Origin of the sequence: Rhodococcoides fascians A25f (genome assembly GCF_000760935.2) — a bacterium.
Classification (GTDB): Bacteria; Actinomycetota; Actinomycetes; order Mycobacteriales; family Mycobacteriaceae; genus Rhodococcoides.
Genome location: NZ_CP049744.1, coordinates 1313416 through 1339591, shown reverse-complemented (window position 1 = coordinate 1339591; position 26176 = coordinate 1313416). Strand labels below are relative to the sequence as shown.

Below are 26176 nucleotides of genomic sequence, written 5' to 3'. Positions count from 1 at the left end.
GTCATGGCCGACAAGTCGAAATTGTGGACGCAATCTCCCGTCGATGTGCTGCGCGCCAGTGCCTCTCCACGCGTGGAGGACATCGATTTCACGGCTACACCGGGTTTCGACGGCAAGAAGGCACACGGCAACGACGTCCTCGAAGAGCGCGGCGCGGTCCTGGCCGCGCTGCAGGAGAAGCTCTACGCACACGGCCGAACCGGTGACAGTCGATCGGTTCTGTTGGTGCTGCAGGGCATGGATACCGCGGGCAAGGGCGGGATGGTCAAGCACGTCATCGGAATGGTCGATCCGCAAGGCGTGGACCTGGCGTCGTTCGGAGTTCCGACGCAGCAGGAGAAGCAACACCATTACCTGTGGCGCATCCGAAAGGCACTGCCGCGGGCCGGACGGATCGGGGTGTTCGATCGCTCCCACTACGAGGACGTACTCGTCGTCGCGGTCCACGATCTGGTGCCACGAGAGGTGTGGGAGAAGCGGTTCGACGAGATCAACGCTTTCGAGAAAGAGTTGACCGACGAGGGGACCATCGTGGTCAAGGTCGCGTTGTTCGTCTCGGCGGACGAGCAGAAGAAGCGTTTGCAAGAACGGCTCGATCGGCCGGACAAGTACTGGAAGTACAACCCGGGTGACGTCACCGAGCGTGGTTTCCTACCGCAGTACCGGACGGCGTATCAGCGGGTTCTCGATCGCACGGATACCGATCACGCACCCTGGTATGTCGTGCCGGCCGACCGTAAGTGGTACAGCCGCTTGGCTGTCACCGAGATCTTGATCGACGCACTCGAGCAGCTCGATCTCGATTGGCCCGCACCCGATTTCGACGTCGAGCTCGAGAAGAAGCGTCTCGCCGAGAGCTGAAAGAGAAGGGCCCGCGACGTATGGTCGCGGGCCCTTCTTTTCATGCTCGGTAGAACGTGACGTGGATCAGAACGTCGCTGCGTCGATCACGAAGCGGTAGCGCACGTCGGACTTGACGACGCGGTCGTATGCCTCGTTGATCTTCTCGGCCGGAATGACCTCGATCTCGGCACCGATGTGGTGCTCGGCGCAGAAGTCCAGCATTTCCTGGGTCTCGGCGATGCCGCCGACCATGGAGCCTGCGAACGACCGGCGGTTGGCCAGCAGGTTGAATGCGGGCACCTCGAGGGGCTTCTCGGGAACGCCGAGCTCGACGAGGGTGCCGTTGCGGGCCAGCAGTCCCAGGTACTTGCCCATGGGCAGGTTCGCGGACACGGTGTTGAGGATCAGGTCGAACTTGCCCTGCAGATCCTTGAGCGCGGAGGTGTCCTTGGTGGCGTAGTACTCGTCGGCACCGTAGGCCTTGCCGTCGGCTTCCTTCGCGTCCGTCTGGCTCAGCACGGTGACGTGTGCACCCATGGCGTGGGCGATCTTGACGCCGATGTGTCCGAGGCCGCCCATGCCGATGATGGCGACCTTCTTGTCGGGGCCCGCTCCCCAGTGCTTGAGCGGCGAGTACAGCGTGATGCCTGCGCACAGCAGTGGTGCCGCGACATCGAGCTCGACGCCCTCGGGGATGCCGAGCACGAACTTCTCCGTGACGACGATCTGGGTGGAGTAACCACCGTTGGTGAACTCACCCTCGTAGGTCGTCGAGTTGTAGGTCTGGACGACGCCCTTGGTGCAGTACTGCTCGTCGCCGTCCTTGCATGCCTCGCACTCGCCGCAGGAGTCCACGAAACAGCCGACGCCGACGCGGTCGCCCACCTTGCGGCTGGTCACATCGGTGCCGACCTCGGCAACGATGCCGGCGATCTCGTGCCCGGGAACGACCGGGTACGTGGTGCCGCCCCACTCGTTGCGAGCGGTGTGGATGTCGGAGTGGCAGATGCCGGCGAACTTGACGTCGATGAGGATGTCGTTGGGGCCGAGAGCGCGTCGCTCGATCGTCGCCTTCTCGAGCGGAGCGTCAGGAGCGGTGGCCTGGTAAGCGGTAGCTGAAGTCATAACTACATTGCTACCTACGCATCTGTGTAAGCGCAACACAGCTACCGCTTCGACCAGGCTATTCCTGGGCTAAACGAGTCGTTCGCAACAGTAACGTCAGCCGTTCTTGGCGATGTTCGCTCCGAGCCACAGACCGTAAGCACCCAGACCGATCAGTCCGATCTTGCGAGTCTTGGGGTACGCGATCGCGACGCCGACTGCCAATTCGGTGGCACCGTTGCGACTGATCCAGGTTCGCGTGTCCTTCGGGAACGGGAGCTTGGTGATTCCCTCGAAGGCCTCGGGGACCACGAAGTGGGCGGCGCCGGTGGCGGCCAATCCGATTCCGAATGCCTTGGTGACCAGACCGTTCGACTTCTTGGACTTGCTCACTGACGCGCTCCCTGCGATCGACGTGGTTGAACTGGCAAAACGACAATAGCGCTACGAGACGGCGGCTACTTTGCGACCCGGCCGTTCTCGTAGCGATAGAACCCGGCTCCGGACTTCTTGCCCACCTGCCCTGCCTCCACCATGCGCAACAGCAGCGAAGGGGCGGCGAACAACGGCTCCGCGAACTCGGAGTGCATCGAATCTGCAATGGCTTTCACGGTGTCGAGGCCGATCAGATCGGCGAGTGCAAGCGGCCCCATCGGGTGTGCGAGTCCCAGCACGGTTGCCTTGTCGACGTCTTCTTTGGTGGCGAATCCGGATTCGACCATCCGAATGGCCGAGAGCAGATACGGCACGAGCAGTGCATTGACGACAAAGCCCGAGCGGTCTGCGGAGCGCACCACCTGCTTGCCGAGGATGTCGCCGGCGAACCTTTCGGCGCGGTCGGCAACTGCCTCGGAGGTCGCATCGGTGGTGACGAGCTCGACGAGCGGCAGTACCGGTACCGGGTTGAAGAAATGCAGTCCGACGATTCGGTTCGGGGCCGTGGTGGCAGATCCGAGCGTCGTGATGGGAATGGAGGAGGTGTTCGAGGCAAGTACGGCACCGGGATCAATCACCACGGCGTCGAGCTCGGCGAAAATGTCGGCCTTGATCTTCTCGTCCTCGAGTACCGCTTCGACGACGAGTTGACGGTCGGCGAAGTCTGCGAGATCGGAGGTGAAACGCAGGCTGCAAGCTGCTTGCTCACGTTCACGTTCGGTGATCTTGCCGCTGCTGACACCACGGTCGAGCGATTGCAGGATGCGGCTGCGACCGGCCGACGCGAGTTCGCGAGTCTGCTCGTACACCAACACGTCGACGTGTGCGCGGGCGCAGACCTCCGCGATTCCTGCCCCCATCTGCCCGGCTCCGACGATCCCCACCCTCTCGACCGTCACAGCAAACTCCTAGCCAATAATGTTGCAGCACAACAGCTTTTAGTGAGATGAGGGTAACTCTGATCGGGTACGCCCAAAACCTTCGTTGTACAGAACAGGCGGCCCGCAACGAAAGTTGCGGACCGCCTGACTAGTGCGCTGAAGATCCGGGGAGGCGGTACCTCTAGTGGAACTGGCCTTCTTCGGTCGAGCCCTTCAGTGCAGCCGTCGAGGTGTTGGGGTCGACGGTGGTGGCGATGCGGTCGAAGTAGCCTGCGCCGACCTCACGCTGGTGCTTGATGGCGGTGAAGCCGCGCTCTTCGGCAGCCTTGAACTCGCGCTCCTGCAGGTCGACGAACGCGGTCATGCCTTCGCGGGCGTAGCCGTGAGCCAGGTCGAACATGCCGTAGTTGAGCGAGTGGAAGCCTGCAAGGGTGATGAACTGGAACTTGAAGCCCATCGCGCCGAGCTCCTTCTGGAACTTCGCGATGGTGGCGTCGTCCAGGTGTGCCTTCCAGTTGAACGAAGGCGAGCAGTTGTAGGCGAGGAGCTGGTCCGGGAACTCGCTGCGAACCGACTCGGAGAACTTCTTGGCGACCTCGAGGTCCGGCACGCCGGTCTCCATCCAGATGAGGTCTGCGTACGGTGCGTAGGCCTTGGCGCGAGCGATGCAGGGCTCGATGCCGTTCTTGACGCCGAAGAAGCCTTCTGCGGTGCGGGTTCCGTCGAGGAACTCACGGTCGCGCTCGTCGACGTCGGAGGTGATCAGCGTGGCTGCCTCGGCGTCGGTGCGGGCGATGATGACCGACGGCACGTCGGCGACGTCCGATGCCAGACGTGCGGAGGTCAGGGTGCGGATGTGCTGCTGGGTGGGGATGAGCACCTTGCCACCGAGGTGGCCGCACTTCTTCTCCGACGCGAGCTGATCTTCCCAGTGCACACCTGCGGCGCCGGCCACGATCATGGCCTTCTGCAGCTCGTAGGCGTTCAGTGCGCCACCGAAGCCGGCTTCGGCGTCGGCGACGATCGGTGCGACCCAGTTCTTGACGGACGTGTCGCCCTCGATCTTGGCGATCTCGTCGGCGCGCAGGAGTGCGTTGTTGATGCGACGGACGACCGACGGCACCGAGTTGGCCGGGTAGAGGCTCTGGTCCGGGTACGTGTGGCCCGAGAGGTTCGCGTCGCCGGCAACCTGCCAGCCGGAGAGGTAGATCGCCTGGAGGCCGGCGCGAATCTGCTGCACGGCCTGGTTGCCGGTGAGGGCACCGAGCGAGTTGATGTAGTCCTCGTTGTTCACGAGGTCCCAGAGGATCTCGCTGCCGCGGCGAGCGAGTGTCGCTTCTTCGACGACGGTGCCCTGGAGGTCGGAGACCTGCTGTGCGGTGAAGTTACGGGTGACGCCCTTCCAGCGGGGGTTGGTGTCCCAATCCTGCTGGATCTCGGCGGTGGTCTTCGGGGTGCCGGTGGTCGACATCTTCAGCTCCAGTCTCTTCTGCTTCTCGGCCTGCCTCGAGACGAATCTTCACATCGTTGCCAGGCCCTTCTGGTGTACTCCAAAACAATGGCACAACCGAAAACATGCGTCTACCAGTTGTTAGTGCCAATCTTGGCTAGCTTTCCCGGCACCCTTGCTAAGTTTGCAAATTTTCGACTGCCACAAACCTCGCCGATCGGACGGCCGTGTTACTCGCCGGTAGCGACGAATCCCCAGTTGATGAACGCAATGCACAAAAACTCATACAGGACGCTTGTACGGTTTGGCGACGGCGTCTGAATCGAGTCAGAACTGCAGCGTGATGTGATCGACATCACAGCTGCTTCATCCCACGATGTGAGCATGGCACGGGTTGCTCCCCTCGACACCACTTTCGCTGGGATCCCCCGACCGAGGCCACCGAGTGGAGTAGAAGTTGCACTCATCCACAGGCAGGCACGTGTCCACAGGGCATTCGATCTCCCCAGGTCGAGCATCGGAGACCACCCACGCCATCGCCGACGCTGCACCCATGGCAACCAACTCCACTCCCGGCCAATCTGGTCATTCCGCAGGCTCCACTCCCGTTACCCTCCGAGAGCTCGTCTCCTCCGGACTCCATCCCAGCACCGTCTCGCGTCGCTTCACTCGTGTTCTGCCGACGGTCCACATTCGCGGGGAACCGTCGACGATGGATCGGTGTCGGGCCATCTCGCTGTGGCGACCCGACGCCGTGCTCAGTCACCGATCGGCCGCGTACCTGCGCGGTTGGACGACCGAGCCGTCCACTCTCGATGCAACCGTCCCTCGCACTGCCCGGTTGCGACCGCCGCCGTGGCTTCGGCTGCACCGTCGCGCACTCGATTCCCGGCTCGTCGACGAGGTCGAGTCTCTGCCCTGCACCTCGCCCGCCCAGACGATGCTCGATTGCCTGGCGGTACTCCCCCGCGAAGAGGCCGAGTTGCTGATCGACGAGCGTCTGAAGTTCGGACTCGACCCTGCGTCGCTCTTCTGCCTACTCGAGCGATTCCCGGGTCGGCGCGGCAACGCAGAGTTGGCCCGTCAGGTCCGGTTGGCAGTGACGAGGTTCGCCTCGGAACCGGAGCGGGCCCTCGGGCGGGCATTGCATCGGATCGGCCTGTATCTGGAGATGAATGCGGCGGTCGGCTCGTTCGTCTGCGACCTCGTCGACCGTCGCAGCCGAACGATCATCGAGGTGGACGGACGCGAATTCCACAGTGCAGCAGAGGTGTTCAGCAAGGATCGACGTAGACAGAACGCCCTGGTACTCGGTGGCTGGCTGGTGCTGCGCTACTCGGCGTTCGATGTGCTCGCCGCGCCGGACGTCGTGGCAGCCGAAATCGCGTCGGTTGTCAGGCGGCGTCGGGAATCGCGGCGATGAGAGCACACACTGCTCCACTCGCCGGGCCGCACGAGGGATTTACCGGATCCACCGCGCCGAGTGGAGCACCCATTGCATCAGGTGCCGCGATGAACCCACAGAGCAGAAAATGCTCCACTCCCGTGCCCGCGTACGAGATTCATCGCACGCGCCCACGGGAGTGGAGCATCAGTTGCAGGGAAGGATCAGATGCGGACGCCGGCGTGCTCGTCGCTGGACGCGACCACCCGCGAGGTGATCGGGGCCCGACGCGACGCAACTACTCCGAGCGCGCCCATGGCTGCGATCACGAGTCCGCCGACGATGGCGAACAGGTCCGCTGCCAACAGTCCGGACGGGAACACCATCAATGCGGGAGACACCGCGAGCAGCAGACCGAGGCCCACGTGAGTCCAGTGGCTCTGCCTCGACGAGGATCCGATGGCCCACAGAGCCGATGATGCCGCGAGTATGCCGAGTACGAGGATGGCACCGGTGACTTCTTGGTCTCCCTGAACCGGGAGCCAGACGGTGGATGCGACGAGAACTGCTCCGGTGACGAAGACGACGACGTCCCTGACGATTTCCGATGTGCGTTGACGGTTGGACATGACCGCTCCTCGAGGTGCGTGGTGAATAGCTCGTATACCGGTATACGCCTTTACTTCGGCTAATGTTCCCGATGATCACCGAATTGTGATCCAGCAGCTAGTTGCGAACGGTGTTAAGGCCTTTCTTCGCAGGCGTAGCCTGGCGATGTGTCCAAGACCTTCGTCGGCGTGCGGCTACGGCAGCTCCGCAGCGAACGCAGCATGAGCCAGGTATCGCTTGCACAGAAGCTGGGGATCTCCGCCAGTTACCTCAACCAGATCGAGCACGATGTGCGTCCACTGACGGTGCCGGTGCTACTCCGGATCTCCGAAGTGTTCGGCGTCGACACGTCGTTCTTCTCCTCCGAGGACGACACCAGGTTGGTCGCCGAACTCCGTGAAGTAGCGCTCGATCAGGACATGGGCATCGACGCCGACGCACACGAGATCGCCCAGATGGTCAGCTCGCACCCACAGTTGGCGCGGGCCATGGTCAACATGCACCGCCGATACCGCAATACGACGGCTCAGCTGCTGGCCGCGACCGAGGAACGCTTCTCCGACGGCAGTGGCAGTGGTTCGATCAGCAAGCCTCACGAGGAAGTGCGCGACTACTTCTATCAGCGACAGAACTATCTTCACGATCTGGACACTGCGGCGGAGGCACTGACCTCGCGGATCCGATTCCATCGCGCCGACGTGGGCGGTGAGATCGCCAAGCGGCTCCGAACGGTGCACGACGTGCAGATAGTCAATCGCATCGACCTCGGCGAGAACGTGCTGCACCGTTTCGACCCGCAGACCAGAGTGTTGGAGATTTCACCACACCTGTCCGGTGGGCAGAAGGTGTTCAGGTACGCCGCCGAACTGGCCTACCTCGAATGCGGAGATCTGCTGAACAAGATGGCCGAGGAAGGCAATTTCTCGAGCGAGTCGTCGAAGAAGCTGGCGGTGCTCGGTTTTGCGAACTACTTCGCTGCCGCGACGGTGTTGCCGTATCACCACTTCCACGACGTAGCCGAGGATTTCCGATACGACATCGAGCGACTCTCGGCCTTTTTCTCGGTCAGTTACGAGACCATCTGCCATCGACTCTCCACCCTCCAGAGACCGGAGTTGCGGGGCGTGCCGTTCTCGTTCGTCCGGGTGGATCGCGCGGGCAATATGTCGAAACGGCAGTCCGCCACCGGCTTTCACTTCTCCTCGAGCGGCGGCACGTGCCCACTGTGGAATGTGTACGAGACATTCGCGTATCCCGGCAAGATCATGACGCAGATCGCCGAGATGCCCGACGGCCGCAGCTATTTGTGGATCGCACGCACCGTGGAGCGTCGAGCCGCGCGTTACGGCCAGCCGGGCAAGACCTTCGCCATCGGCCTCGGTTGCGAACTCCGCCACGCCGGGAGGCTGGTGTACGCCGACGGGCTGGACGTGCAGGGCTCGGCGGCGGCCACACCGATCGGAGCGGGCTGCCGGGTCTGCGAACGCTCGAACTGCCCACAACGCGCCTTCCCACCACTGGGCAAGGACCTCGACATCGACGAGCACCGAAGTTCGGTGTCCCCGTACCTCGTTCGCTGAGAAGAAGGAGAATTCCAATGACGCGAATCGGCGTTGTAATCAGACCGGAAATTGCTCCGGAGGCATTGGTCGAAGCGGCCCGCGCAGCCGACGCCGCGGGCGTCGACGAAGTGTGGTTGTGGGAGGACTGCTTCTTCTCCGGCGGACTGTCCACTGCTGCACTGATTCTCGCGAACACCGATCGCGTGAACGTCGGCATCGGAGTGTTGCCCACTCCGATGCGGAACGTGGCGTCGACAGCGATGGAGATTGCCACCATTGCTCGGGTCCACCCGGGTCGGCTCCGTGTGGGACTCGGCCACGGCGTCCAGTCGTGGATGGGCCAGATCGGCGCGCGGGTGCAGTCTCCTCTGACGTTGCTGAGCGAGCAGATGGCCGCGCTGACGAGTCTGCTGGCGGGCGACATGGTCACTGTGCAGGGCCGTTATGTCTCGCTCGACGAGGTGAAGTTGAACTGGCCGCCGCTGCAACCACCGCCCCTTCTCGTCGGTGCGACCGGGCCGAAGACGCTCGCCCTGAGCGGTCGACACAGTGTTGGAACAATTCTCACCAGCGAGACCACACCGGAACAGCTTCGTACAGCCATCGACCACATCGACGGTGGGCCCGACCACGACGTGGTCGTCTACGTGTCGGTCGGATCCGATTCGGATGCAGCCACGATCGATATCCAACGCTGGATCGATGCCGGTGCCACCACCGTCGTACTCGAACCCTCTGCGGACGCAGCCGATCCGACCACGTTGTTCGCACACGCGGCGTCTGCGACGGCGCGGTTCAGCTCGCAGTGAATCCCCGGGCGCGGTCCTTGTCCTCGGTCGTCCACAGCGTGGTCGTCACCTCGGCCCGCACCAAGGGAATCACTTCCTCGGCGAACTGTCGTAACGTGTCCTTCTGACGCTCGAAGTCCAGGACGTGGTTGATCGAAACCGACTGCAGATCATGCCCGTACGCATCGTGATAATCGAGGATCTTCGCTGCGACCCGTTCCGAGGAACCCACCAGGGCCGGCCCCCGCGCGACGGCGTCGTCGATGGTCCGAAAGCTCGTGACCTTGCCCTTGGCCGACGGGTCGTGGGTGCGTTTGTCCTGCTGCGCGACGATGCCCTCGTAGATCGGCCGATATTCGGCAACGGCAGCCTCGGTCGTCGTACCGAGGAACAGTCCTCCGGAGCCCGAACCCACGTAGGCCTTGTCCGGGTCGTGCCCGTGACGAAGGTACTGCTCGCGGTAGCGGTCGATCAGAACCTTGTAGTTCTCCCTGGGCTGCAATGCATTTGCCGTGAAGATGGGATCCCCCCACTCGGCGGCCAGATCGACCGCCTCCACCGAGGTGGCCGAGCCGTGCCAGATCCGGAAGGGGCCGTCGAAAGGTCTGGGCAGTGTCGTGGCGTCGGACAGCGGATGTCGATGCCGGCCGGTCCAATCCACGTGCTCCTCGCGGATGAGTCTGCGGAGCAGTTCGTAGTTTTCGGTGAGATACTCGTACTGGCGCGCGATGTCGAGTCCGAACAGCGGGTATTGCAGGACTTCGTTGCCTTTGCCGATCACGACTTCGAGGCGACCTCGACTCAGTTGGTCGATGGTACCGAGGTCTTCGGCAACGCGGATCGGATCCAACACCGACAGTACGGTGACGCCGGTGGACAACAGGATGCGTTGCGTGGCCTGGGCGAGCGCGCCGAGAATGACCGTCGGGGAGGACGAGAGCACGTCTCCCGCGTGCCGTTCTCCCACGGAAAACGAATCGATGCCCAGTTCTTCTGCGAGAACGGCAAGTTCGATCAACCGGTCGAATCTGTCGGCCGGAGTCACCACTGCACCGGTGACCGGATGGGGAGGGTTGAACACGATGTCGAGGACCTGAAAGCGCACAGTGCTACCGAGACTTCCAGCCGAGGGATTCGAACGACTTTCTGAGTGTCACGCGCGGGCCGATTGCCTCGCCGCTCCGCAAGCGGGACAACACCGACGCGGTCCAGGATGCCGTACGGCCCTGCGTTGCATAGTATTCCGCAAGTCGTTGCTCGTAGACGGACACGGCCGCGTCCGCTGCCTGAGGGTCGTACAGTTCGTGGTGGAGCACCGAGGAGATGGGCAACCGCGGCTTCACCCCGGCGGTCTCGTCGGCCGCCCGGCCGATGGCCAAGCCCACCACCGGGATCGACTGTTCGGCCAGCCCCAACTCAGCAGCAATCTCGTCGGGTGCATTGCGCACCGCCCCGACGTAGACGGTGCCCCATCCGAGCGACTCCGCGGCGACGACGGCGTTCTGCGCGGCAAGCGCTGCATCGATGGCACCGAGAATCGTACTGTCGAAGTAATCGGCACCACCGAGCTCGGCGTCGTGCCCGGCGGCGAGGCGTCGGGCACGCCCGAGATCGGCCACGAACACCAGGAACACCGCGGCATCGGCGATGAACGCCTGATTCGCGGCCAGCGCCGCAAGGCGCTTCTTGCGCGCCGGGTTCTGTACCGCGATCACACTCCAGGCCTGCAGGTTCGACGACGTCGGCGCGGATTGGGCTGCAGCGACGATTGTCTCGATCGTCGCGTTGTCGATCGGATCCCCGGTGAACGTCCGCACCGAATGATGCGACAGCAGAACGTCGATGGTCTCGTTCGTGTGCGCCAACGCAGTCAGAGCAGGATCGCGGTAGCGCTGCTGAACCCACGAGGCCGAAGAGGAGGTCACGTGCTCAAGAGTGGCCCTGCCATCGCCGACGCGCCACAGTTGCGCTCGGCATGATTCGAAAGCTAATGCTCTCGCAAGAACCGCCCCGCATCCGCGAACGCCCGTGCTCGACGCGTCAGCGTGGGTGGCGCTGGCGGCTCGCCTCGCCACAGGCGGTAGAGGGTGCTCATGCTCAAGATGAGTCGTTCCGGTGAGTCCCAGTGGGCGTACTGCCCGAATTCGCCTGATTTCAGCAGGTTCAGAGCGGCCTCGGTCGATCCGAGCCCGGCGTCGAAGCAGCGGCGTCCGGCCTCCCCCACCCAACTCCAGTAGTTCCGCACGGCGCGTATCTCGTCGATGCCGCACAGAGGGCCGTGGCCGGGAACGTAGACGGCTGCATCGAGTTCGAGGAGGTGGTCGAGGGCATCGATCCAGTTCTGCAGCGGTCCGTGCCAGAGCACCGGTGTGGCGTCGATGAACAGCAGATCGCCGGCGAACACGACTCCCACATCGGGTAGGTGAGCAATGAGGTCGCCCTCGGTGTGCGCCGGTCCCAGGTAGCGCAGGTGGACGGATCGCCCTGCGACGTCGATGGTTTCGGTGGTTTCGAAGGTGTGGTCGGGCAGCCGCGGCAGTGCGCTGGGGAAGGTGGCATCACCCCGGACCCGGTTCATGTACGAGCCCATTGCTCCGACCGGTCCCGGTATCCACCCGATCTTGCCACCGAAGGAGGCGAACGCGTCCACCCCTTTGGGTGGTGTCTCTTCCTTCATCGCGTGCAACGACGCGGCGCTGGTGGTGATGCGCGCAGAGGTGGGAACCGAATCGTTTCCCCACCAGTGATCGCCGTCGGAATGGGTGTTGAGCACTTCGGTGATCGGCGCATCGACGATCAGTTCGGCAGTATCGGCGGCAACGCGCGCTGCCCAATTAGTGTCCCAGACGGTGTCGATCAACATCGACGCGCCACCGGGCCCCACGATCAGTCCGGTGTTGGTCTGTCCCCAACTGCCGGGCGGCCGCATGAAAGCCCAGGTCCCGTCGGCGATCTGCCGGTATCCCACCTCTGTGTCCGTCACCGCCTCAGGCTAGCCGGTGAGCAGCTCCCGCACGTGAGAGTCCCACTGTCGTTCGGGGAAGCATCTGTTCAGCACCTCGATCATGATGGGTACGGCCGTCGATGCGCCCGGTGACGCACCGAGTACAGATGCGATCGTGCCGTCCTGCGAGGCGACCACTTCGGTGCCGAACCGCAGTTCGCCGTTCTTTACGATCTGGGCACGCTGACCGGCACTGACGATCGACCAGTCTGCCGAATCGGCACTCGGCACGAACTCGCGTAACGCGGCAATCTTCTTCCCTCGGGTGGCGGTCAACTCGGAGAGCAGCAGCCTGATCAGCGGCGTGTTGGCCCAGGCCATCGACAACAGCGATCCAACATTGTCTCGGCTGATCGAACGCGGAAGGTCCAGCACCGATCCGTGTTTCAGTAATTTCGGGTTCGCGCCTGCGTACGGGCCGAAAAGGATGGAGCGCTGCCCGTCGACGATGCGAGTGTCCAGGTGTGGAACCGACATCGGTGGCGCGCCGATGGGCGGCGTCCCGTACACCTTGGCGTCGTGGCGATCGACCACCTCGCTCCGGTCGCAGCGCAGAAATTGTCCGCTGATCGGCAACAGCCCGAAGCCACGCGCATCGGGAATTCCGGCTCTGCGCAGTAACTTCAGGGCCCAACCCCCGGCACCGAGGAACACGAATCGGGCGCGCTCCACCGGTCGACCACCTCGGACGTCGAGTCGCCAGGATCCATCCCGATCCTGCGAAAGCCCACGTACTTCCCGTCCGGTCTCCACGCTGGCCCCTGCCGAAGTCATGGCGTCGAACAGCTGCCGCGTCGCTGCGCCGAAGTCCACGTCGGTACCCGTCACGTCTCGGGTCGCAGCCCAGCTGCCGGTGCGGCCCTCGGCAACCAGCGGTGACCACTGCTGCAGCACCGCAGCGTCTTCGGTGTACTCCATCGCCTCGAACATCGGGTGACCGCTCAGCGCGTGATGCCGAGCGCGGAGAAACTCGACGTTGTCGGAACCCTGGACCAGAGTCATGTGCGGCACGGGGCGCACGAAGTCGGCCTGGGGCAACGTCGCCCAGAAACGCCGAGTCGTTGCGAACTGCTCGGCGATCCGCACGGCACGGTCGATGTCGACGGAACCGTCGGATCGCATTGTCGTGTAGTTGGTTTCGCACAGACCGGCATGTCCGGTCCCGGCGTTGTTCCACCCGTCGGATGCTTCCGCGGCCACCCGAGGAAGGCGCTCGAGCACCCGAATGGACCAGGTTGGTTCCAGTTTCTGCAGCAGCGTCCCGAGCGTTGCGCTCATGATTCCGCCGCCGACAAGAATGACGTCGTCCACCGTCCACCCCCTTCTCGTACTAAGTACAAGCCACGCTAGCACCGACTCGTACACCTGTATAGTTCGATCGATGCCGCGCCTGAGCAGGACTGCCGTCGTCGACGCCGCTCTCGACGTCGCATATCGCCACGGATTGGACTCGCTCACCATCCGCAAGATCGCGACCGAACTCGGCGTCTCCCCCATGGCGATCTACTGGCATGTCAAGAACAAGGACGAGCTACTCGATGCCATGGGCGACCGCGTCTGCCAGGACCTCGAGCTCACCGTTGATCCCGCCGCCCCGTGGTGGCAGCAGCTACGCACGGTGCTCGAGGACTTCATGCGCGCCTTGCGCGCCCACCCGGGCGCAGCCGACATCGTTGTTCCTCGAATGTTGTTCTCTCCCAACAGTAGGGAGGCCATGGAGTTGGCACTGAAGGCTCTCGGCGAGGCCGGCTTCACCCTTCCCGACGCCACCCAACTCGCCCGCCATGGCGTCCGGGTCGCCATCTCGCTCATCACCGAGCCCTTGTTCACCGGTGTCGAGGTCGAGCCGGAGCGTCGGGCACACGTCGAGCGGGAGGTGGCATCGACGATGGAATCTCTCGATCCCGAGGAGTTCCCACACATCCTGGCCTCGGCCCACCATCTCGGCGATCCCACCTCCCGTCCGGCGTTCGAGAAGCTCGGTCTCGAGACGTATATCGCCGGCGTCAGAGCTCTTGCCGACAACCGTGACATTTCGTCCTGATCCTTCGCCGGATGTTGGACATGTTGTCGGGTGGCGAAGTCTCGTCCGTAGGTGCAGGCTTTGCAGAACCGAAATATTGGTGGAGTGACGACGCTAGGGGTTGTGAGATGACGGTGCCTGTCCTGCAGAACTACATCGACGGGGCGTTCGTCACGCCCTCGGGCACCGAGATGCTCGAGGTGATCAGCCCGGTGGACGAGACGGTCGTCGCCCACTCACCCATCTCCGACGCGGCCGACGTCGAGGCCGCAATGTCGGCTGCCGCCAGCGCATTCGAGACCTGGGGCAAAACGACGCCGAGTGAGCGACAGAAGGTGTTGCTGAAGCTCGCCGACGCCATCGAGGCGCACAGCGACGAGATCGTCGAAGCGCAGAGCCGCAACACCGGCCAGCCCAAGGCCACCATCGCCGCCGAGGAGGTGACGGTCGGAGCGGATCAGATCCGATTCTTCGCCGGCGCCGCCCGGATGCTCGAGGGCAAGTCCGCAGGTGAGTACATGGACGGCTTCACCTCGTACGTGCGCCGCGAACCGATCGGCGTCGTCGGCCAGGTGACCCCGTGGAACTACCCGTTCATGATGGCGATCTGGAAGATCGGGCCCGCACTGGCCGCCGGCAACACGATCGTGCTCAAGCCCAGTGACACCACCCCCGAGAGCACGTTGGTGTTGGCGAAGCTCTCCAAGGGCATTGTTCCGGACGGCGTTCTCAACGTCGTCCTCGGCAACGGCGGCACCGGTGCGGCGATCGTCGAGCACAAGATGCCCGGCCTGGTGTCGATCACCGGATCCGTGCGCGCCGGCATCGCGGTGGCGGTGGCCGCCGCCAAGCAGCTCAAGCGCGCGCACCTCGAACTCGGCGGTAAGGCACCGGCGATCGTCTTCGACGACGTCGACATCGCCAAGGCAGCCGACGGCATCGCGGAGGCCGCGTTCTTCAACGCCGGTCAGGACTGCACCGCTGTCACCCGCGTACTGGTGCACGAGTCGGTACACGACACCCTCGTCGATGCCCTTGTGGCCAAGGCGAAGACACTGAAAGTCGGCCTCCCCGACGACCCCGATACCTTCCTCGGGCCACTGAACAACGTCAACCACTTCGGTCAGGTCAGCGCCAAGGTCGACGGAATCGGCGCACATGCCACCATCGTCACCGGCGGCAAGCGCATCGGCGACAAGGGTTTCTTCTTCGAGCCCACCATCATCACGGGCGTGCAGCAGTCCGATCCCATCGTGCAGGAGGAGACGTTCGGCCCGGTGCTCACGGTGCAGAAGTTCACCGACGAGGCCGAGGCGATCGCTCTCGCCAACGATGTGGACTTCGGCCTTGCATCGAGCGTGTGGACCTCTGATCACGCACGCACACTACGCATCTCGGCAGCTCTGGACTTCGGTGCCGTCTGGGTCAACTGCCACATCCCGTTGGTCGCGGAAATGCCGCACGGCGGATTCAAATACTCCGGCTACGGCAAGGACCTCTCGGCCTATGGTGTCGAGGACTACACCCGCATCAAGCACGTCATGAGCTCGACGGAGACCATCGCATGACCTCTCATCCCCTCGATCCCCTGTCCAGCGACGAATTCGCCACCGTAGCCGAGATTCTCGGCCGCGATCACGGCGTCGGCGACGGTTGGCGTTACGCCTCCATCGAAATGATCGAACCGGCCAAGCCCGAGATCGCCGCATTCGACGCGGACGGGACCGTGCCTGCACGTCGGGCGGTGTCAGTGGTGCTGAACCGCAACGAGAACACGACCTTCAAGGCCGTGGTGTCGCTGGACGATCGCACCACCGAATCGTGGACGCATATCCCGGACGTGCAGCCCAACTTCACCGTCGACGAGTGGGAGGAGGCCGACGAGGCCCTACGCGCCCACCCCGATGTGATTGCCGCCCTTGCCGATAGAGGCATCACCGATCTGAATCTGGTGTTCATGGACACCTGGACCTACGGCGAGGCGGTGACGCCGGAGAAGTACAAGGGTCGACGCCTCGGCTGGTCGGATACCTGGGTGAAGGCCGCGGCGGGTGCCAATCCCTACGCCGGACCGGTCGGTGGGTTCCACTGCGTCATCGACGTGAACACGATGGAATTGCTCGAGATCGAGGACACGTATCGCGTCGAGCGGCCGGAGATCATGGGCGAGTACGTCCCTCGCCACATCCCGGAGCGAATCAGGAACGCCAGCACGCGTCCGCCGCTGAAGCCCCTCGAGATCACTCAATCCGACGGGCCGTCGTTCGAGCTCGACGGCAACAAGTTGACGTGGCAGAACTGGTCGCTGCGCGTGGGATTCAACTACCGCGAGGGCATGACACTGCATGCCGTCAGCTACAACGACAACGGAAATGTGCGCTCCGTTGCGAATCGAATGTCGTTCGCGGAGATGGTCGTTCCCTATCGCGATCACACCGAGGATCACTATCGGCGCACCGCGTTCGACATCGGCGAGTGGGGCCTGGGTTTCATGACCACCTCGCTCGAGCTCGGTTGCGACTGCCTGGGCGAGATCCGCTACCTCGACGCGGTGCTGCACAACAGCAAGGGTGAGCCGTACACGATCACCAACGCGATCTGCATCCACGAGGAAGACAACGCCGTGCTGTGGAAGCACGTCGATCACGACGCCGGAGCCGAGGTACGGCGTATGCGCCGGCTCACGGTCAGCTTCCACGCAACGGTCGCCAACTACGAGTACCTCGTCTACTGGCGGTTCTACCAGGACGGCAACATCGAGTGCGAGGTGCGCGCAACGGGCATCATGGTCGTCACGCACTTCGACGAGGGTGGCACGCACCCGTCGGGCACGCTGGTCGACAACCGTACGTACGCGCCGTATCACCAGCACTTTCTCGTCGCCCGGCTCGATCTGGACATCGACGGCACGGAGAACACCGTGTATGCCAGTGAGACTCAACGGGTTCCGATGGGCCCCGACAATCCGTACGGCCTCGCCCTCACTCAGGTCAACACTCCCCTGACCACCGAGTCGGAGGGCAGACAGGATTACGACTGGAACACCCAGAAGGCATGGAAGGTCGTCAACGACAACGTCACCAACGGTCTCGGCACCCGTCCCGCCTACAAGTTGGTTCCGGGCGCGGCGATTCCGTCGATGTTCGATCCGGCGTCGCCGATCTTCCAGCGCGCCCAGGTGATCGGCCACACCGTGTGGGTCACCCCCAACTCGCCCGACGAGCGTTGGCCCAGTGGTGAATTCGTCAACCAGAGCGGTATCGATCACGGCCTGCCGGAGTGGACCGAAAAGGATCGCAGCATCGAGAACACCGATGTCGTCGTCTGGTACACCTTCGGGATCCACCACATCACTCGCCCGGAGGACTGGCCGGTGATGCCCGCGGACACGGTCTCGTTCTGGCTCAAGCCGTTCGGGTTCTTCGATCGCAATCCCTCGCTCGACGTCGTGGCGTCGGAGCAGAAGTCGTGCCATACCGATCCCGGTAGCACCTGTCATTAGCTCGCCCGAACTCAGGGAAGGTCCGCCCATGCGTCTGATCGTGGGGTACCAGGCAACACCGAGTGGCGCGGACGGAATCGCCCTGGGCGCAACGCTCGCGCGTTCGCTGCAGGCCTCGCTGGACATCTGTCTGGTGCTGCCTCAGGAGCGTCCGGTGCCGTCCAAGGCACCGGTCGAGGCGGCCTACGACGACATCTTGATCGACCAGGCCACCGAGTGGCTGGACGAGGCCCTGAAATTGGTGCCCGAGGACGTCGAGGCTCGTACTCACCTGCTGTTCGACGAGTCGTTCGCACAGGGCCTGCTCGACTGTGTGGACGAGTGTGACGCCTACATGATCGTCGTCGGCGCGGCCGGTGACGGTTTGCTCGGACGCCACTCGATCGGCACCGTCACCAGCGATTTGTTGCACGTCGCGCACGTGCCCCTCGCGCTGGCTCCACGCGGGTATCGGCACTCTCCCCCGCAGCGCATTCGCGAGATCACCTGCGCCATCGGAAATCGTCCGGGGGCAGCCGAACTTGTCGAGGCGGCCACCGACCTCTCTGCCACCGCCGAGTTGCCACTGCGCCTGCTCTCCCTCGTTTCCGCAGATGAGCGATCAGCACCGGGGCCAGGAGGTCTCGCCAAGGCCGAGGACGTGCTGCGCACCGTACAAGCCGGACTGCCCGACGGTTCGGAGGTGCAGTTGACGGTGGCCGAGGGTTCCGGCATCGAGAAGGCCGCCTCCTCCCTGGACTGGCACGGCGGTGACGTGTTGATGGTGGGCTCGTCTCGACTCGCGCAGCCTCACCGGCTCTTCCTGGGATCGGTTGCCGCCAAGATGCTTCGGGTCGTCCCCGTTCCGATGATCGTTGTTCCGAGAGAGGCCGGCGATGAATGAGCACAAGGTAGTGGACGTCGAGTCCAAGGGCCTGTCGGCCGGCCAGCTCGGGCTGCTCGCGAGTGTCGTGCTGGGCATTTCGACCATCGCGCCCGCGTACGCGCTGACGGCATCGCTCGGGCCGACGGTCACCGAGGTCGGGGTGCACCTGCCGGCGATTTTCATCGTGGGCTTCATCCCGATGTTGTTGGTGGCGTTGGGCTATCGCGAGCTCAACGCGGCCGAACCCGACAGCGGTACGTCCTTCACGTGGGCGTCCAAGGCCTTCGGCCCCTACGTCGGCTGGATGGGCGGGTGGGGTCTGATCGCGGCCACCATCATCGTGCTCTCCAACCTCGCCGGAGTGGCCGTCGACTTCTTCTATCTCTTTCTCGCGCAGGTCACCAGCAACGATTCGGTGGCCGACCTCACCGGCAACAAGCTCGTCAACATCGTCACCTGCCTGGTGTTCATGGCGCTGTCGGCGTGGCTGTGTTATCGCGGTATGCAGGAGACAAAGCGCGTTCAATACACGATGCTCGGCTTCCAGTTGCTGGTGATGGCCTGGTTCATCGTTGCCGCGTTCGTCAAGGTCGGGGCAGGCGACGGGGCCGACGACATCTCGTTCAGCCTGGATTGGTTCGATCCGTTCGGCATTCCGAGCTTCTCGGCATTCACGGCCGGCCTGTCGCTGTCGATCTTCATGTACTGGGGCTGGGACGTCTGTCTGACGGTCAACGAGGAAACGTCCGGTAGCGCAAAGATTCCCGGCCGCGCCGCTCTGGTGACGGTGTTCTTCATCATCGTGTTGTACTTGCTCACCGCGGTCGCCACGCTGCTGTTCGCCGGCACCGGGGACACCGGGAACGGACTGCAGAATCCCGACACCACCGACAACGTGTTCGCGGCTCTCGCCGGGCCGGTGATGGGACCGTTCGCGGTTCTGCTCTCGCTCGCCGTGCTGAGCAGCTCGGCCAGTTCGTTGCAGGCCACGTTCATCTCACCGGCGCGCACTCTGCTGGCGATGGGCCACTATCAGGCACTGCCGAAGCGGTTCGCTTCCATCACACCGCGATTCAGCACTCCAGGCTTCGCGACGCTGGTGGCGGGCGGCGCGTCGGCCGGCTTCTACGCCGTGATGCGAGTGGTGAGCGACAACGTACTCACCGACACCATCGCCGCACTCGGACTGATGATCTGCTTCTATTACGGCATCACGGCGTTCGCCTGCGTCTGGTACTTCCGCGAGGAATTGTTCACCAGCACCCGCAACGTGTTCTTCAAGTTCCTCGCGCCGCTACTCGGCGGGGTCGGGATGGCCGTGGTGTTCGTGCAGACCTCGGTCGATGCGTGGGATCCCGAGTTCGGTAGCGGCTCATCATTGTTCGGTATCGGGATGGTCTTCCTCATCGGCGTGGGGATCATCGTTCTCGGCATCGTCATCATGTTGGTGGTGGCACTGCGCAAGCCGGAGTTCTTCAAGGGCGACATTCTCCGCCGCGATACTCCGTCACTGATCGTCGAAGACTGACGATCCCTCTGGCCTTCGTCAGGGTGGGGAATGCTCGATGCCGCGCTCCTGCAGACCTTGCATGATCAGCTCGGTGACGCGCACCCAGGCAGGCCGGTCGGCCCACTGCTCCGCGAGTAGTGCGTTGGCCGCAGGGTCGTCGAGACCGCGCTCGAACGACCATTCGCGGGCGTCACTGGCCCAGGTGTCGATCATCCATTCGACCGTGTCGTCCGCGAGCTCCTGGATCCGTGGGTCCTCGGGTTCGAGCTCGGCTGCTCGAAAAGAGCGCACCATGAGTGCCAGATAGCCCGGGTCCCTGAGCATGACGGCACCGAACTCCTTCAGCCAGGGATCGAGCCGGGGCCGGTAGACGGCATACGTCAGTATCCAGGCGTCGCGATAGTGATCGACCACTCCGGTATCGATGCCCGCGTCGCGCAGGTGCTGGATCAGGCCGACGATCAGATCGGGAAGGACCAGCGCGTCGCCCGCGCGCAACAGCCCCAGTCTGTCGCGATCTTTCTCCAGACGTTCGATCCTGCTGTTCAGGTCGGCGTGGATCTCGAGCAAGGCGAGGTCGAGTGTTTCCTGCGAGGCGTCGAGTAGCTCGTGGACGCGCGCCAGTGGCACACCGGCCGAGGCAAGAGCAACAACACGTGACAGCCGCAGCACGGCCTCCCCGTCGTAGAGACGGTAACCCGACGTGTCGCGTCGTGGCTCGTCCAACAGCCCCTGCTGGTGGTAGAACCGCACGGTTCGGGTCGTCACTCCCACATAGGAAGCCAGCTCACCGATACGAAGCATGGCGACCATTGTTGCCGATCAACCGTCCACTCCGGCAGAGTGCTGCACCGGTTCGGTCAGCTCACGCGCACCCGGACTCAGCACCGCATAGGCAGCAACAGCTGTCCATCCGACTCCCATGACGACGGCCCCGAGACCGAGATCGCCGCCGAGGAGCACCACCGACATCAGTCCCAACCCCATCGGACCGGCCACGAGCCCGCTCATGTTCAACCAGCCGAGGACGCGCCCCCGAACATCTGCGGGGACCTGTTCGGCCACGTAGACATTCCAGATCGGACCGAACAGCCCGGATCCGAGACCCATCACGAGCATCCCGGCCGCGACGATCCAGAACCCCTGCAGCTGTGCGAACAGCCAGATACCGATCGTCATCGCAGCCATTCCCGTCACGAACGTGGCCCGTCGCGATCGGGCGGCCACAAGAGCGAACAAGGCCGACCCCGCCAAGGCACCGACGGCGTACGCCGACATGGCCAGGCCGAGCTGCCCGGGTTCGCCGATCTCGTTGAAGTGACCGGGCAACAGCAGGCTGATCATCGGCGGGGTGACCAGACTCGCGAGAAACGCGAACAACAGCATCGCGCGCAGCGCGGGCGTGCGACGGATCAGGTCCAGCGCACTCCCCGACCCCGCGGCACCGGCCGCGAACGCCTGCCCCACAACCGGAACCAACGCAGTCAGCACCGCAGCGGCCGCCGACGAGGCGGCCGTGACGGCCACGACGTCGATCGGATCCAGCATGCTCAACAGCAGACCCGCCAGAGCCGGTCCGGCCAGGAACGCCAGCGAGAAACCGGTCTGAAAGAACCCGGCCACCGCCGTGACCGACGTCCCCGAGATCGACGCGACGTCGGCGAGCATCGCCTGACGAGCCGTCATCCCCGGCACATCGAAGACAGCGCCTGCCACTCCGAGCACCACGAACCAAGGCACCGACAACCCAACCGTCGCACTCACCACGATCAGGCCGAATACCGCAGTCGCGCTACCGAGGTCGGAGACGACGGCCACGTTGCGTGCCCCGAATCGGTCGATCAGTCGACCACCGGCGAACGTTGCCGGCACCGCTGCGATGCCCGCTGCCGCAGCGATCAGACCTGCCGACGCCAGGCTTCCTGTCGTGGCCAGCACCAACCAGGGCAGGACGATAGTGATGGCCGAGTTGCCGAAAAGCGACAACGACGCGCCACCGATGTACAGCGGAACAGCAAGACGGATGCGACTCATGCTTCGATGATCTGCATTGACGTTGCGTCAAGGTCAAGCTGTGCGTGCACACCGGGCCACGATGCCGACACGAGGGCAGCACGTGACGGACCTCGACGCTGAGTCGCGACCCGTCGACGACCGACCCAGGACTGCTGCTCAGATTTCCTCGGCCTCGAATCGCGCGTTGCGCTTACGCATCTGCCAGATGATCAGTGCGACGACGCCGCCCCCGACCACCGCACCCACGGCTGCGCCTGCCCACGAGCTCACCTGCGAGTAGACGTCCGGCTGCAGTCTGACGAGGACTCCGACGTAGCCGACTGCTGCGATCACACCGACAATGATCCCTCGGAGCCGTCCGGCCTTTGCTGCGGTGTAGATGTTCACCCCGCGGACCGCCGAATAGCCGATCGTGGCGAAGCTGATCAGCGTGGAGACGACGAGAATCCCGAGCGCAATCCACGCTCCGGTCGTGTTCGCCGCCCATGGCAGAATTGCACCGCCGATGAGGCCGGCCCAGAGGAACAGTTGAAACCCTATGGCGGAGGCCTCGTTCCACACATCGCGCTGGCGTTCGTCGTCGTAGAATTCGTCGTCCAGATCGCCTACGATTCGCATGGTCTTGATGAATGTGCTCATGTCACTCCTCGTTTCCGAACAATGTTTCGACAGTGGTGTTCAGTGCCCCGGCCAGCTTCAGTGCCAGGTAGACGCTCGGTGCGTAGTCGCCGCCTTCGACGGAGACGATGCTCTGCCGGGAAACACCGCAGGCTTTACCGAGCTCCGCCTGGGTCAGCCGCGCAGCTTTGCGGTGTTCACGCACCGCATTGGTTCTCAGCGCGTTGTTCATACCAAAAGTCAAGCCGACTTGTCAGAAAATGTCAAGCCTTCTTGTCATCGACAATGGTGCGGCGTCGCTACCGCGGCTCGAGGCCCATCAGGAGAGCCTGCAGCCCGAACTCGAAGGCATCCTCGGACCGCTCGTGCAGTTCCCCCGCAGCGTCCAGTGCAGCTTTCAGTTCCGGTTCCACGTCGCGGCTACTGAGCCACGGTGCTTCGGGAGCTGCCAGATCCAAGGCCGAACCCAACACGAAACTGTCGAGCACGGTGATGATGCGGAGCACGTCGGCGGGCGCGAAGCCGGCATCTGTCAGCACCCGCGCCAACGTGTTGTACATCCCGAACGCAGCGCTGCTGTTCACGGCCTGAGCCGTCAGCAGTGGGATCAACCGTGGGTAGCGCCCGTAGCTGTTTCGGTACCCGCGCGCGATCCAGGCGAGCGCCTCACGCCACGGCGTACCGGCCTCCGGCATCTCCACCTCGGACATCGCCCGACCCCGCAGCAACTCGATGATCTCGTCACGTCCGGACACGTGGTTGTAGAGCGAGGACGGACTGACCTTCAGCTTCTTGGCCAGCTGAGGCATGGTGAATCCACCCGACTCTTCGACGAGAGTCAGGGCCGCCGTCGTGATGCGATCGACGTCGAGAAGGGGTGCCGACGGTCTTCCCACAGCATTTCTCCCGTATCCGTTGCGTTCGGGGCAGACATCAACGATACTTAACGAATCACATTCGTTTTAACAGGAGATCGGCATGCTGACCCTCACGAACCTCACGCCACCCGAGGCGCTGACCCGGACCACCCCGACCGATCGGCCGCCACTGCGGGTCGGCCTGGTGCAGCATCGCTGGAATCCCGATGCAGCCGCATCGAAAGGCGAACTGCTCGAGGCCATTTCCACAGCCGCAGGCCTCGGGGCGCAGGTCGTCTTCCTGCCCGAGATCACCCTGCTGCGCTACCCGGCCGACACCCCCGCCGGTGCGAACCCCGGCAGCGCGGCCGAGGATCTGACGACCGGGCCCACATTCGGTATGGCCGCCGAGGCCGCCGCCGCCAACGGCATCGTGGTCCATGCCTCGCTGTACGAGAAGTCCGAGGCAGCAGACGGATTGGGCTTCAACACCTCCATCATGGTCTCCCCTTCCGGCGAACTTCTGGCCAGAACCCGCAAGCTGCACATCCCCATCTCGGCCGGCTACTACGAAGACACCTACTTCCGCCCCGGCCCGGCCGACGACCCGTACCCCGTCTACTCACCGGAGCAACTCGGTGGTGCCCGGGTGGGTCTACCCACCTGCTGGGACGAGTGGTTTCCCGAGGTCGCACGCAGCTACGCACTCGGCGGCGCCGAGATACTCGCGTATCCGACGGCCATCGGGTCCGAGCCGTCGTTCCCGGCGTTCGACACCCAACCGCTGTGGCAGCACGTCATCGTCGGACACGGAATTTCCAACGGCCTGTTCATGGTGGTGCCCAACCGGTGCGGCGACGAGGGCGAGATCACGTTCTACGGATCGTCGTTCATCTCCGATCCCTACGGCCGCATCCTGGTACAGGCACCGCGCGACGAACCAGCCGTGCTCGTCGCAGATCTCGACCTCGATCAGCGTCGAGAATGGTTGGAGCTCTTTCCTTTTCTGCTCACCCGCAGACCGGACACCTACTCACGCCTGACCGAGCCGGTGCGCTCGGACGCCCCCTACGGCGACGGACACGCTGCGACGCCGGTGATCAAGTGAGCACGGCCGCAACGCAATACACGATGCCGTCCGAGACGGCACCGCAGGACAAGGTATGGATGGCGTTCCCGTGCGAGGGCTACTCCCTCGGCGACGATCCGGAAGCCAAGCACGAGGCCCGCTCCACCTGGGCTGCCGTCGCGCATGCGGTAGCGGAGTTCGAGCCGGTGACCGTCGTCGTCGATCCAGCCGAGCGCGCGGTGGCCGCGACGTACCTCTCTCGCGATATCGACATCGTCGAGGCACCGCTGAACGACGCATGGATGCGCGACATCGGCCCTACATTCGTTCATGCGGACGACGGTTCGGTTGCTGCCGTCGACTGGATCTTCAACGGTTGGGGCGCACAGGACTGGGCGCAGTGGGACAAGGACTGCCGCATCGGCGAGTTCGTCGCCGATCAGGCTGCAGTACAGAGGATTACGTCACCCATCGTCAACGAGGGCGGCGGCATTGCGGTCGACGGCGCGGGCACGGTACTGGTCACCGAAACCGTGCAACTCGATCCCGGTCGCAATCCGAGCCTGACGAAAGCCGACATCGAGGCGGAGCTGGCGCGGACCATCGGTGCGCAGCACGTCATCTGGCTGCCACGCGGATTGACGCGTGATTCCATGCGGTTCGGCACCCGTGGCCACGTCGACATCGTCGCGGCCATCCCGTCTCCTGGAACCGTTCTGGTGCACAGTCAACGAGACCGGGCTCACCCCGATCACGAGGTCAGCGCGCTGATCATCGACACTCTGCGCGCCACGCACAGTGGCTCGGGTGAAGAGTGGAACATCGTCGAGGTGCCGGCTCCGCAGACGTTGCGGGATGCGGATGGATTCGTCGACTACAGCTACATCAATCATCTCGTCGTCAACGGCGGCGTGATCGCCTGCAGCTACGACGACCCGGCCGACGTTGAGGCAGCGGCGGTATTGCGAGACGCCTATCCGGGAAGGAAGGTGGTGAGCGTGGACGCGAGGTTACTGTTCGAGAGAGGCGGTGGCATCCACTGCATCACCCAGCACCAACCGTCGGCGCGCGATCGCGGCTGACGGTCGGCGTTCGGAACTCCTACGAGCTGCGTCGAACTTCCAACTGCTCGCCGACGACGACGGTCTGCGCCTCGGTCACGCAGTCCAAGCGTCCGTCGAGACGGAGTGACACGTTGTATTCGCCCGGCTTGAGGGCGAACGTGGTGATGTCGATGCTCGAGATGTTGTCACCGACGGTGACGCGGTGGCTCAGCGACAGCATGCCGTTGTGCAGGATCTCGCACATCTGACCCGGCAGAACGTTGTCGACGTGAACGGTGATGGTCTTGGGTCCGCCGTGAACCTCGATGGTGGGCTGCGGCGTGCTCGATCCAACGAGTCTGAGGTAGCTCTTGTCTCTGCGCACGGCCTCGACTTCCCTGTTAGCGTGCTCCACCGTGAGGTGAACGTCCGACGTGGTCTCGTTGGTACTTCGTGGCACGACGAAGGGCGGATTGGTAGTGCACATCGTCATCGGCCTCGAACCGAGCCTCTCTTATCATCGGGCGCACGCTCGGCCACGTTACGAACCCGCGTCCGACCAGCCCTGCAACAGCCGCTGACACCGAACGATCGTGATGTCATCGGACAGAAC

26 protein-coding genes are annotated in these 26176 nt (G+C 63.9%); 11 read left to right on the top strand and 15 right to left on the bottom strand.

Translation table 11 applies throughout. The features are described 5' to 3' along the window. The first annotated feature begins 3 nt into the window (after positions 1–3). Positions 4–861: a polyphosphate kinase 2 family protein gene (locus BH93_RS06405; RefSeq protein WP_032380337.1), complete on the top strand. Its 858-nt coding sequence runs from the start codon at positions 4–6 to the stop codon at positions 859–861. Positions 862–927: 66 nt separating this feature from the next. Here the strand turns inward: BH93_RS06405 and BH93_RS06400 are convergent, their stop codons facing one another. From BH93_RS06400 to aceA, 4 genes are all read right to left on the bottom strand, one after another. Next, on the bottom strand, positions 928–1968 hold the full coding sequence (locus BH93_RS06400) for an NAD(P)-dependent alcohol dehydrogenase (protein WP_032401829.1): 1041 nt from the start codon (positions 1966–1968) through the stop codon (positions 928–930). A gap of 96 nt (positions 1969–2064) precedes the next feature. Beyond that, entirely contained in the window at positions 2065–2340 is a 276-nt protein-coding gene (locus BH93_RS06395) for a hypothetical protein (RefSeq protein ID WP_032380335.1), read from the bottom strand. 65 nt (positions 2341–2405) lie between these two features. Continuing rightward, a complete protein-coding gene (locus tag BH93_RS06390; protein ID WP_052064908.1) occupies positions 2406–3242 on the bottom strand; it encodes a 3-hydroxybutyryl-CoA dehydrogenase in 837 nt (278 codons plus the stop codon). Positions 3243–3444: 202 nt separating this feature from the next. After that, the gene (gene aceA / locus BH93_RS06385; RefSeq protein WP_027498404.1) at positions 3445–4734 is read right to left on the bottom strand and encodes an isocitrate lyase; all 1290 of its coding nucleotides are present in this window, start codon (positions 4732–4734) and stop codon (positions 3445–3447) included. Between the two features lie 460 nt (positions 4735–5194). On the opposite strand from aceA, the gene BH93_RS06380 reads away from it, so the two are divergent. Continuing rightward, complete coding sequence (locus BH93_RS06380) at positions 5195–6136, top strand: DUF559 domain-containing protein (protein WP_155290867.1); 942 nt, start codon at positions 5195–5197, stop codon at positions 6134–6136. Between the two features lie 185 nt (positions 6137–6321). Here BH93_RS06380 and BH93_RS06375 read toward each other — a convergent pair whose 3' ends face one another. Continuing rightward, on the bottom strand, positions 6322–6726 hold the full coding sequence (locus BH93_RS06375; protein WP_037171905.1) for an SPW repeat domain-containing protein: 405 nt from the start codon (positions 6724–6726) through the stop codon (positions 6322–6324). A 147-nt stretch (positions 6727–6873) separates the two neighbouring features. On the opposite strand from BH93_RS06375, the gene ramB reads away from it, so the two are divergent. Continuing rightward, positions 6874–8286 (top strand): acetate metabolism transcriptional regulator RamB, encoded by a 1413-nt coding sequence (ramB, locus tag BH93_RS06370; RefSeq protein WP_032380332.1) that lies wholly within the window; start codon positions 6874–6876, stop codon positions 8284–8286. Positions 8287–8303: 17 nt separating this feature from the next. Next, positions 8304–9077: an LLM class flavin-dependent oxidoreductase gene (locus BH93_RS06365; protein WP_037171907.1), complete on the top strand. Its 774-nt coding sequence runs from the start codon at positions 8304–8306 to the stop codon at positions 9075–9077. Here BH93_RS06365 and BH93_RS06360 read toward each other — a convergent pair. The 4 genes from BH93_RS06360 to mqo all read right to left on the bottom strand — a co-directional run bounded on the left by BH93_RS06360 (position 9064) and on the right by mqo (position 13371). Continuing rightward, entirely contained in the window at positions 9064–10161 is a 1098-nt protein-coding gene (locus BH93_RS06360; protein ID WP_037171909.1) for an LLM class flavin-dependent oxidoreductase, read from the bottom strand. The genes BH93_RS06365 and BH93_RS06360 overlap by 14 nt on opposite strands. A 4-nt stretch (positions 10162–10165) precedes the next feature. Next, entirely contained in the window at positions 10166–10981 is an 816-nt protein-coding gene (locus BH93_RS06355) for an NADPH-dependent oxidoreductase (protein ID WP_037171911.1), read from the bottom strand. Between the two features lie 62 nt (positions 10982–11043). Further along, positions 11044–12039, bottom strand: a complete 996-nt coding sequence (locus tag BH93_RS06350; RefSeq protein ID WP_242459135.1) for an MBL fold metallo-hydrolase — start codon at positions 12037–12039, stop codon at positions 11044–11046. 9 nt (positions 12040–12048) lie between these two features. Beyond that, on the bottom strand, positions 12049–13371 hold the full coding sequence (gene mqo, locus BH93_RS06345) for a malate dehydrogenase (quinone) (RefSeq protein WP_197914558.1): 1323 nt from the start codon (positions 13369–13371) through the stop codon (positions 12049–12051). A gap of 70 nt (positions 13372–13441) precedes the next feature. Here mqo and BH93_RS06340 point away from each other — a divergent pair, with 70 nt between their 5' ends. From BH93_RS06340 to BH93_RS06320, 5 genes are all read left to right on the top strand, one after another. Continuing rightward, entirely contained in the window at positions 13442–14104 is a 663-nt protein-coding gene (locus BH93_RS06340; protein WP_052064865.1) for a TetR family transcriptional regulator, read from the top strand. 107 nt (positions 14105–14211) lie between these two features. After that, complete coding sequence (locus tag BH93_RS06335; protein ID WP_037171913.1) at positions 14212–15651, top strand: gamma-aminobutyraldehyde dehydrogenase; 1440 nt, start codon at positions 14212–14214, stop codon at positions 15649–15651. Continuing rightward, positions 15648–17585: a primary-amine oxidase gene (locus BH93_RS06330; protein WP_037171914.1), complete on the top strand. Its 1938-nt coding sequence runs from the start codon at positions 15648–15650 to the stop codon at positions 17583–17585. Before BH93_RS06335 ends, BH93_RS06330 begins: the two co-directional genes overlap by 4 nt. Before the next feature lie 28 nt (positions 17586–17613). Continuing rightward, complete coding sequence (locus BH93_RS06325) at positions 17614–18468, top strand: universal stress protein (RefSeq protein ID WP_037171916.1); 855 nt, start codon at positions 17614–17616, stop codon at positions 18466–18468. Next, a complete protein-coding gene (locus BH93_RS06320; RefSeq protein WP_032380325.1) occupies positions 18461–19978 on the top strand; it encodes an APC family permease in 1518 nt (505 codons plus the stop codon). The genes BH93_RS06325 and BH93_RS06320 overlap by 8 nt, the downstream gene beginning before the upstream one ends. Before the next feature lie 18 nt (positions 19979–19996). Here the strand turns inward: BH93_RS06320 and BH93_RS06315 are convergent, their stop codons facing one another. From BH93_RS06315 to BH93_RS06295, 5 genes are all read right to left on the bottom strand, one after another. Further along, positions 19997–20764 (bottom strand): MerR family transcriptional regulator, encoded by a 768-nt coding sequence (locus BH93_RS06315; protein WP_165712651.1) that lies wholly within the window; start codon positions 20762–20764, stop codon positions 19997–19999. Between the two features lie 18 nt (positions 20765–20782). After that, a complete protein-coding gene (locus BH93_RS06310; protein ID WP_052064867.1) occupies positions 20783–21994 on the bottom strand; it encodes an MFS transporter in 1212 nt (403 codons plus the stop codon). 138 nt (positions 21995–22132) lie between these two features. Then, positions 22133–22615 (bottom strand): hypothetical protein, encoded by a 483-nt coding sequence (locus tag BH93_RS06305; protein WP_037171918.1) that lies wholly within the window; start codon positions 22613–22615, stop codon positions 22133–22135. 1 nt (position 22616) lies between these two features. Then, entirely contained in the window at positions 22617–22826 is a 210-nt protein-coding gene (locus BH93_RS06300) for a helix-turn-helix transcriptional regulator (RefSeq protein WP_037171921.1), read from the bottom strand. A gap of 67 nt (positions 22827–22893) precedes the next feature. After that, the gene (locus tag BH93_RS06295; protein WP_037171923.1) at positions 22894–23490 is read right to left on the bottom strand and encodes a TetR/AcrR family transcriptional regulator C-terminal domain-containing protein; all 597 of its coding nucleotides are present in this window, start codon (positions 23488–23490) and stop codon (positions 22894–22896) included. Between the two features lie 82 nt (positions 23491–23572). On the opposite strand from BH93_RS06295, the gene BH93_RS06290 reads away from it, so the two are divergent. Then, a complete protein-coding gene (locus BH93_RS06290) occupies positions 23573–24559 on the top strand; it encodes a nitrilase-related carbon-nitrogen hydrolase (RefSeq protein WP_037171924.1) in 987 nt (328 codons plus the stop codon). Positions 24560–24582: 23 nt separating this feature from the next. Continuing rightward, the gene (locus BH93_RS06285) at positions 24583–25602 is read left to right on the top strand and encodes an agmatine deiminase family protein (protein WP_037172220.1); all 1020 of its coding nucleotides are present in this window, start codon (positions 24583–24585) and stop codon (positions 25600–25602) included. Positions 25603–25621: 19 nt separating this feature from the next. Here the strand turns inward: BH93_RS06285 and BH93_RS06280 are convergent, their stop codons facing one another. Then, the gene (locus tag BH93_RS06280) at positions 25622–26056 is read right to left on the bottom strand and encodes a hypothetical protein (RefSeq protein WP_052064868.1); all 435 of its coding nucleotides are present in this window, start codon (positions 26054–26056) and stop codon (positions 25622–25624) included. Positions 26057–26176 lie beyond the last annotated feature (120 nt).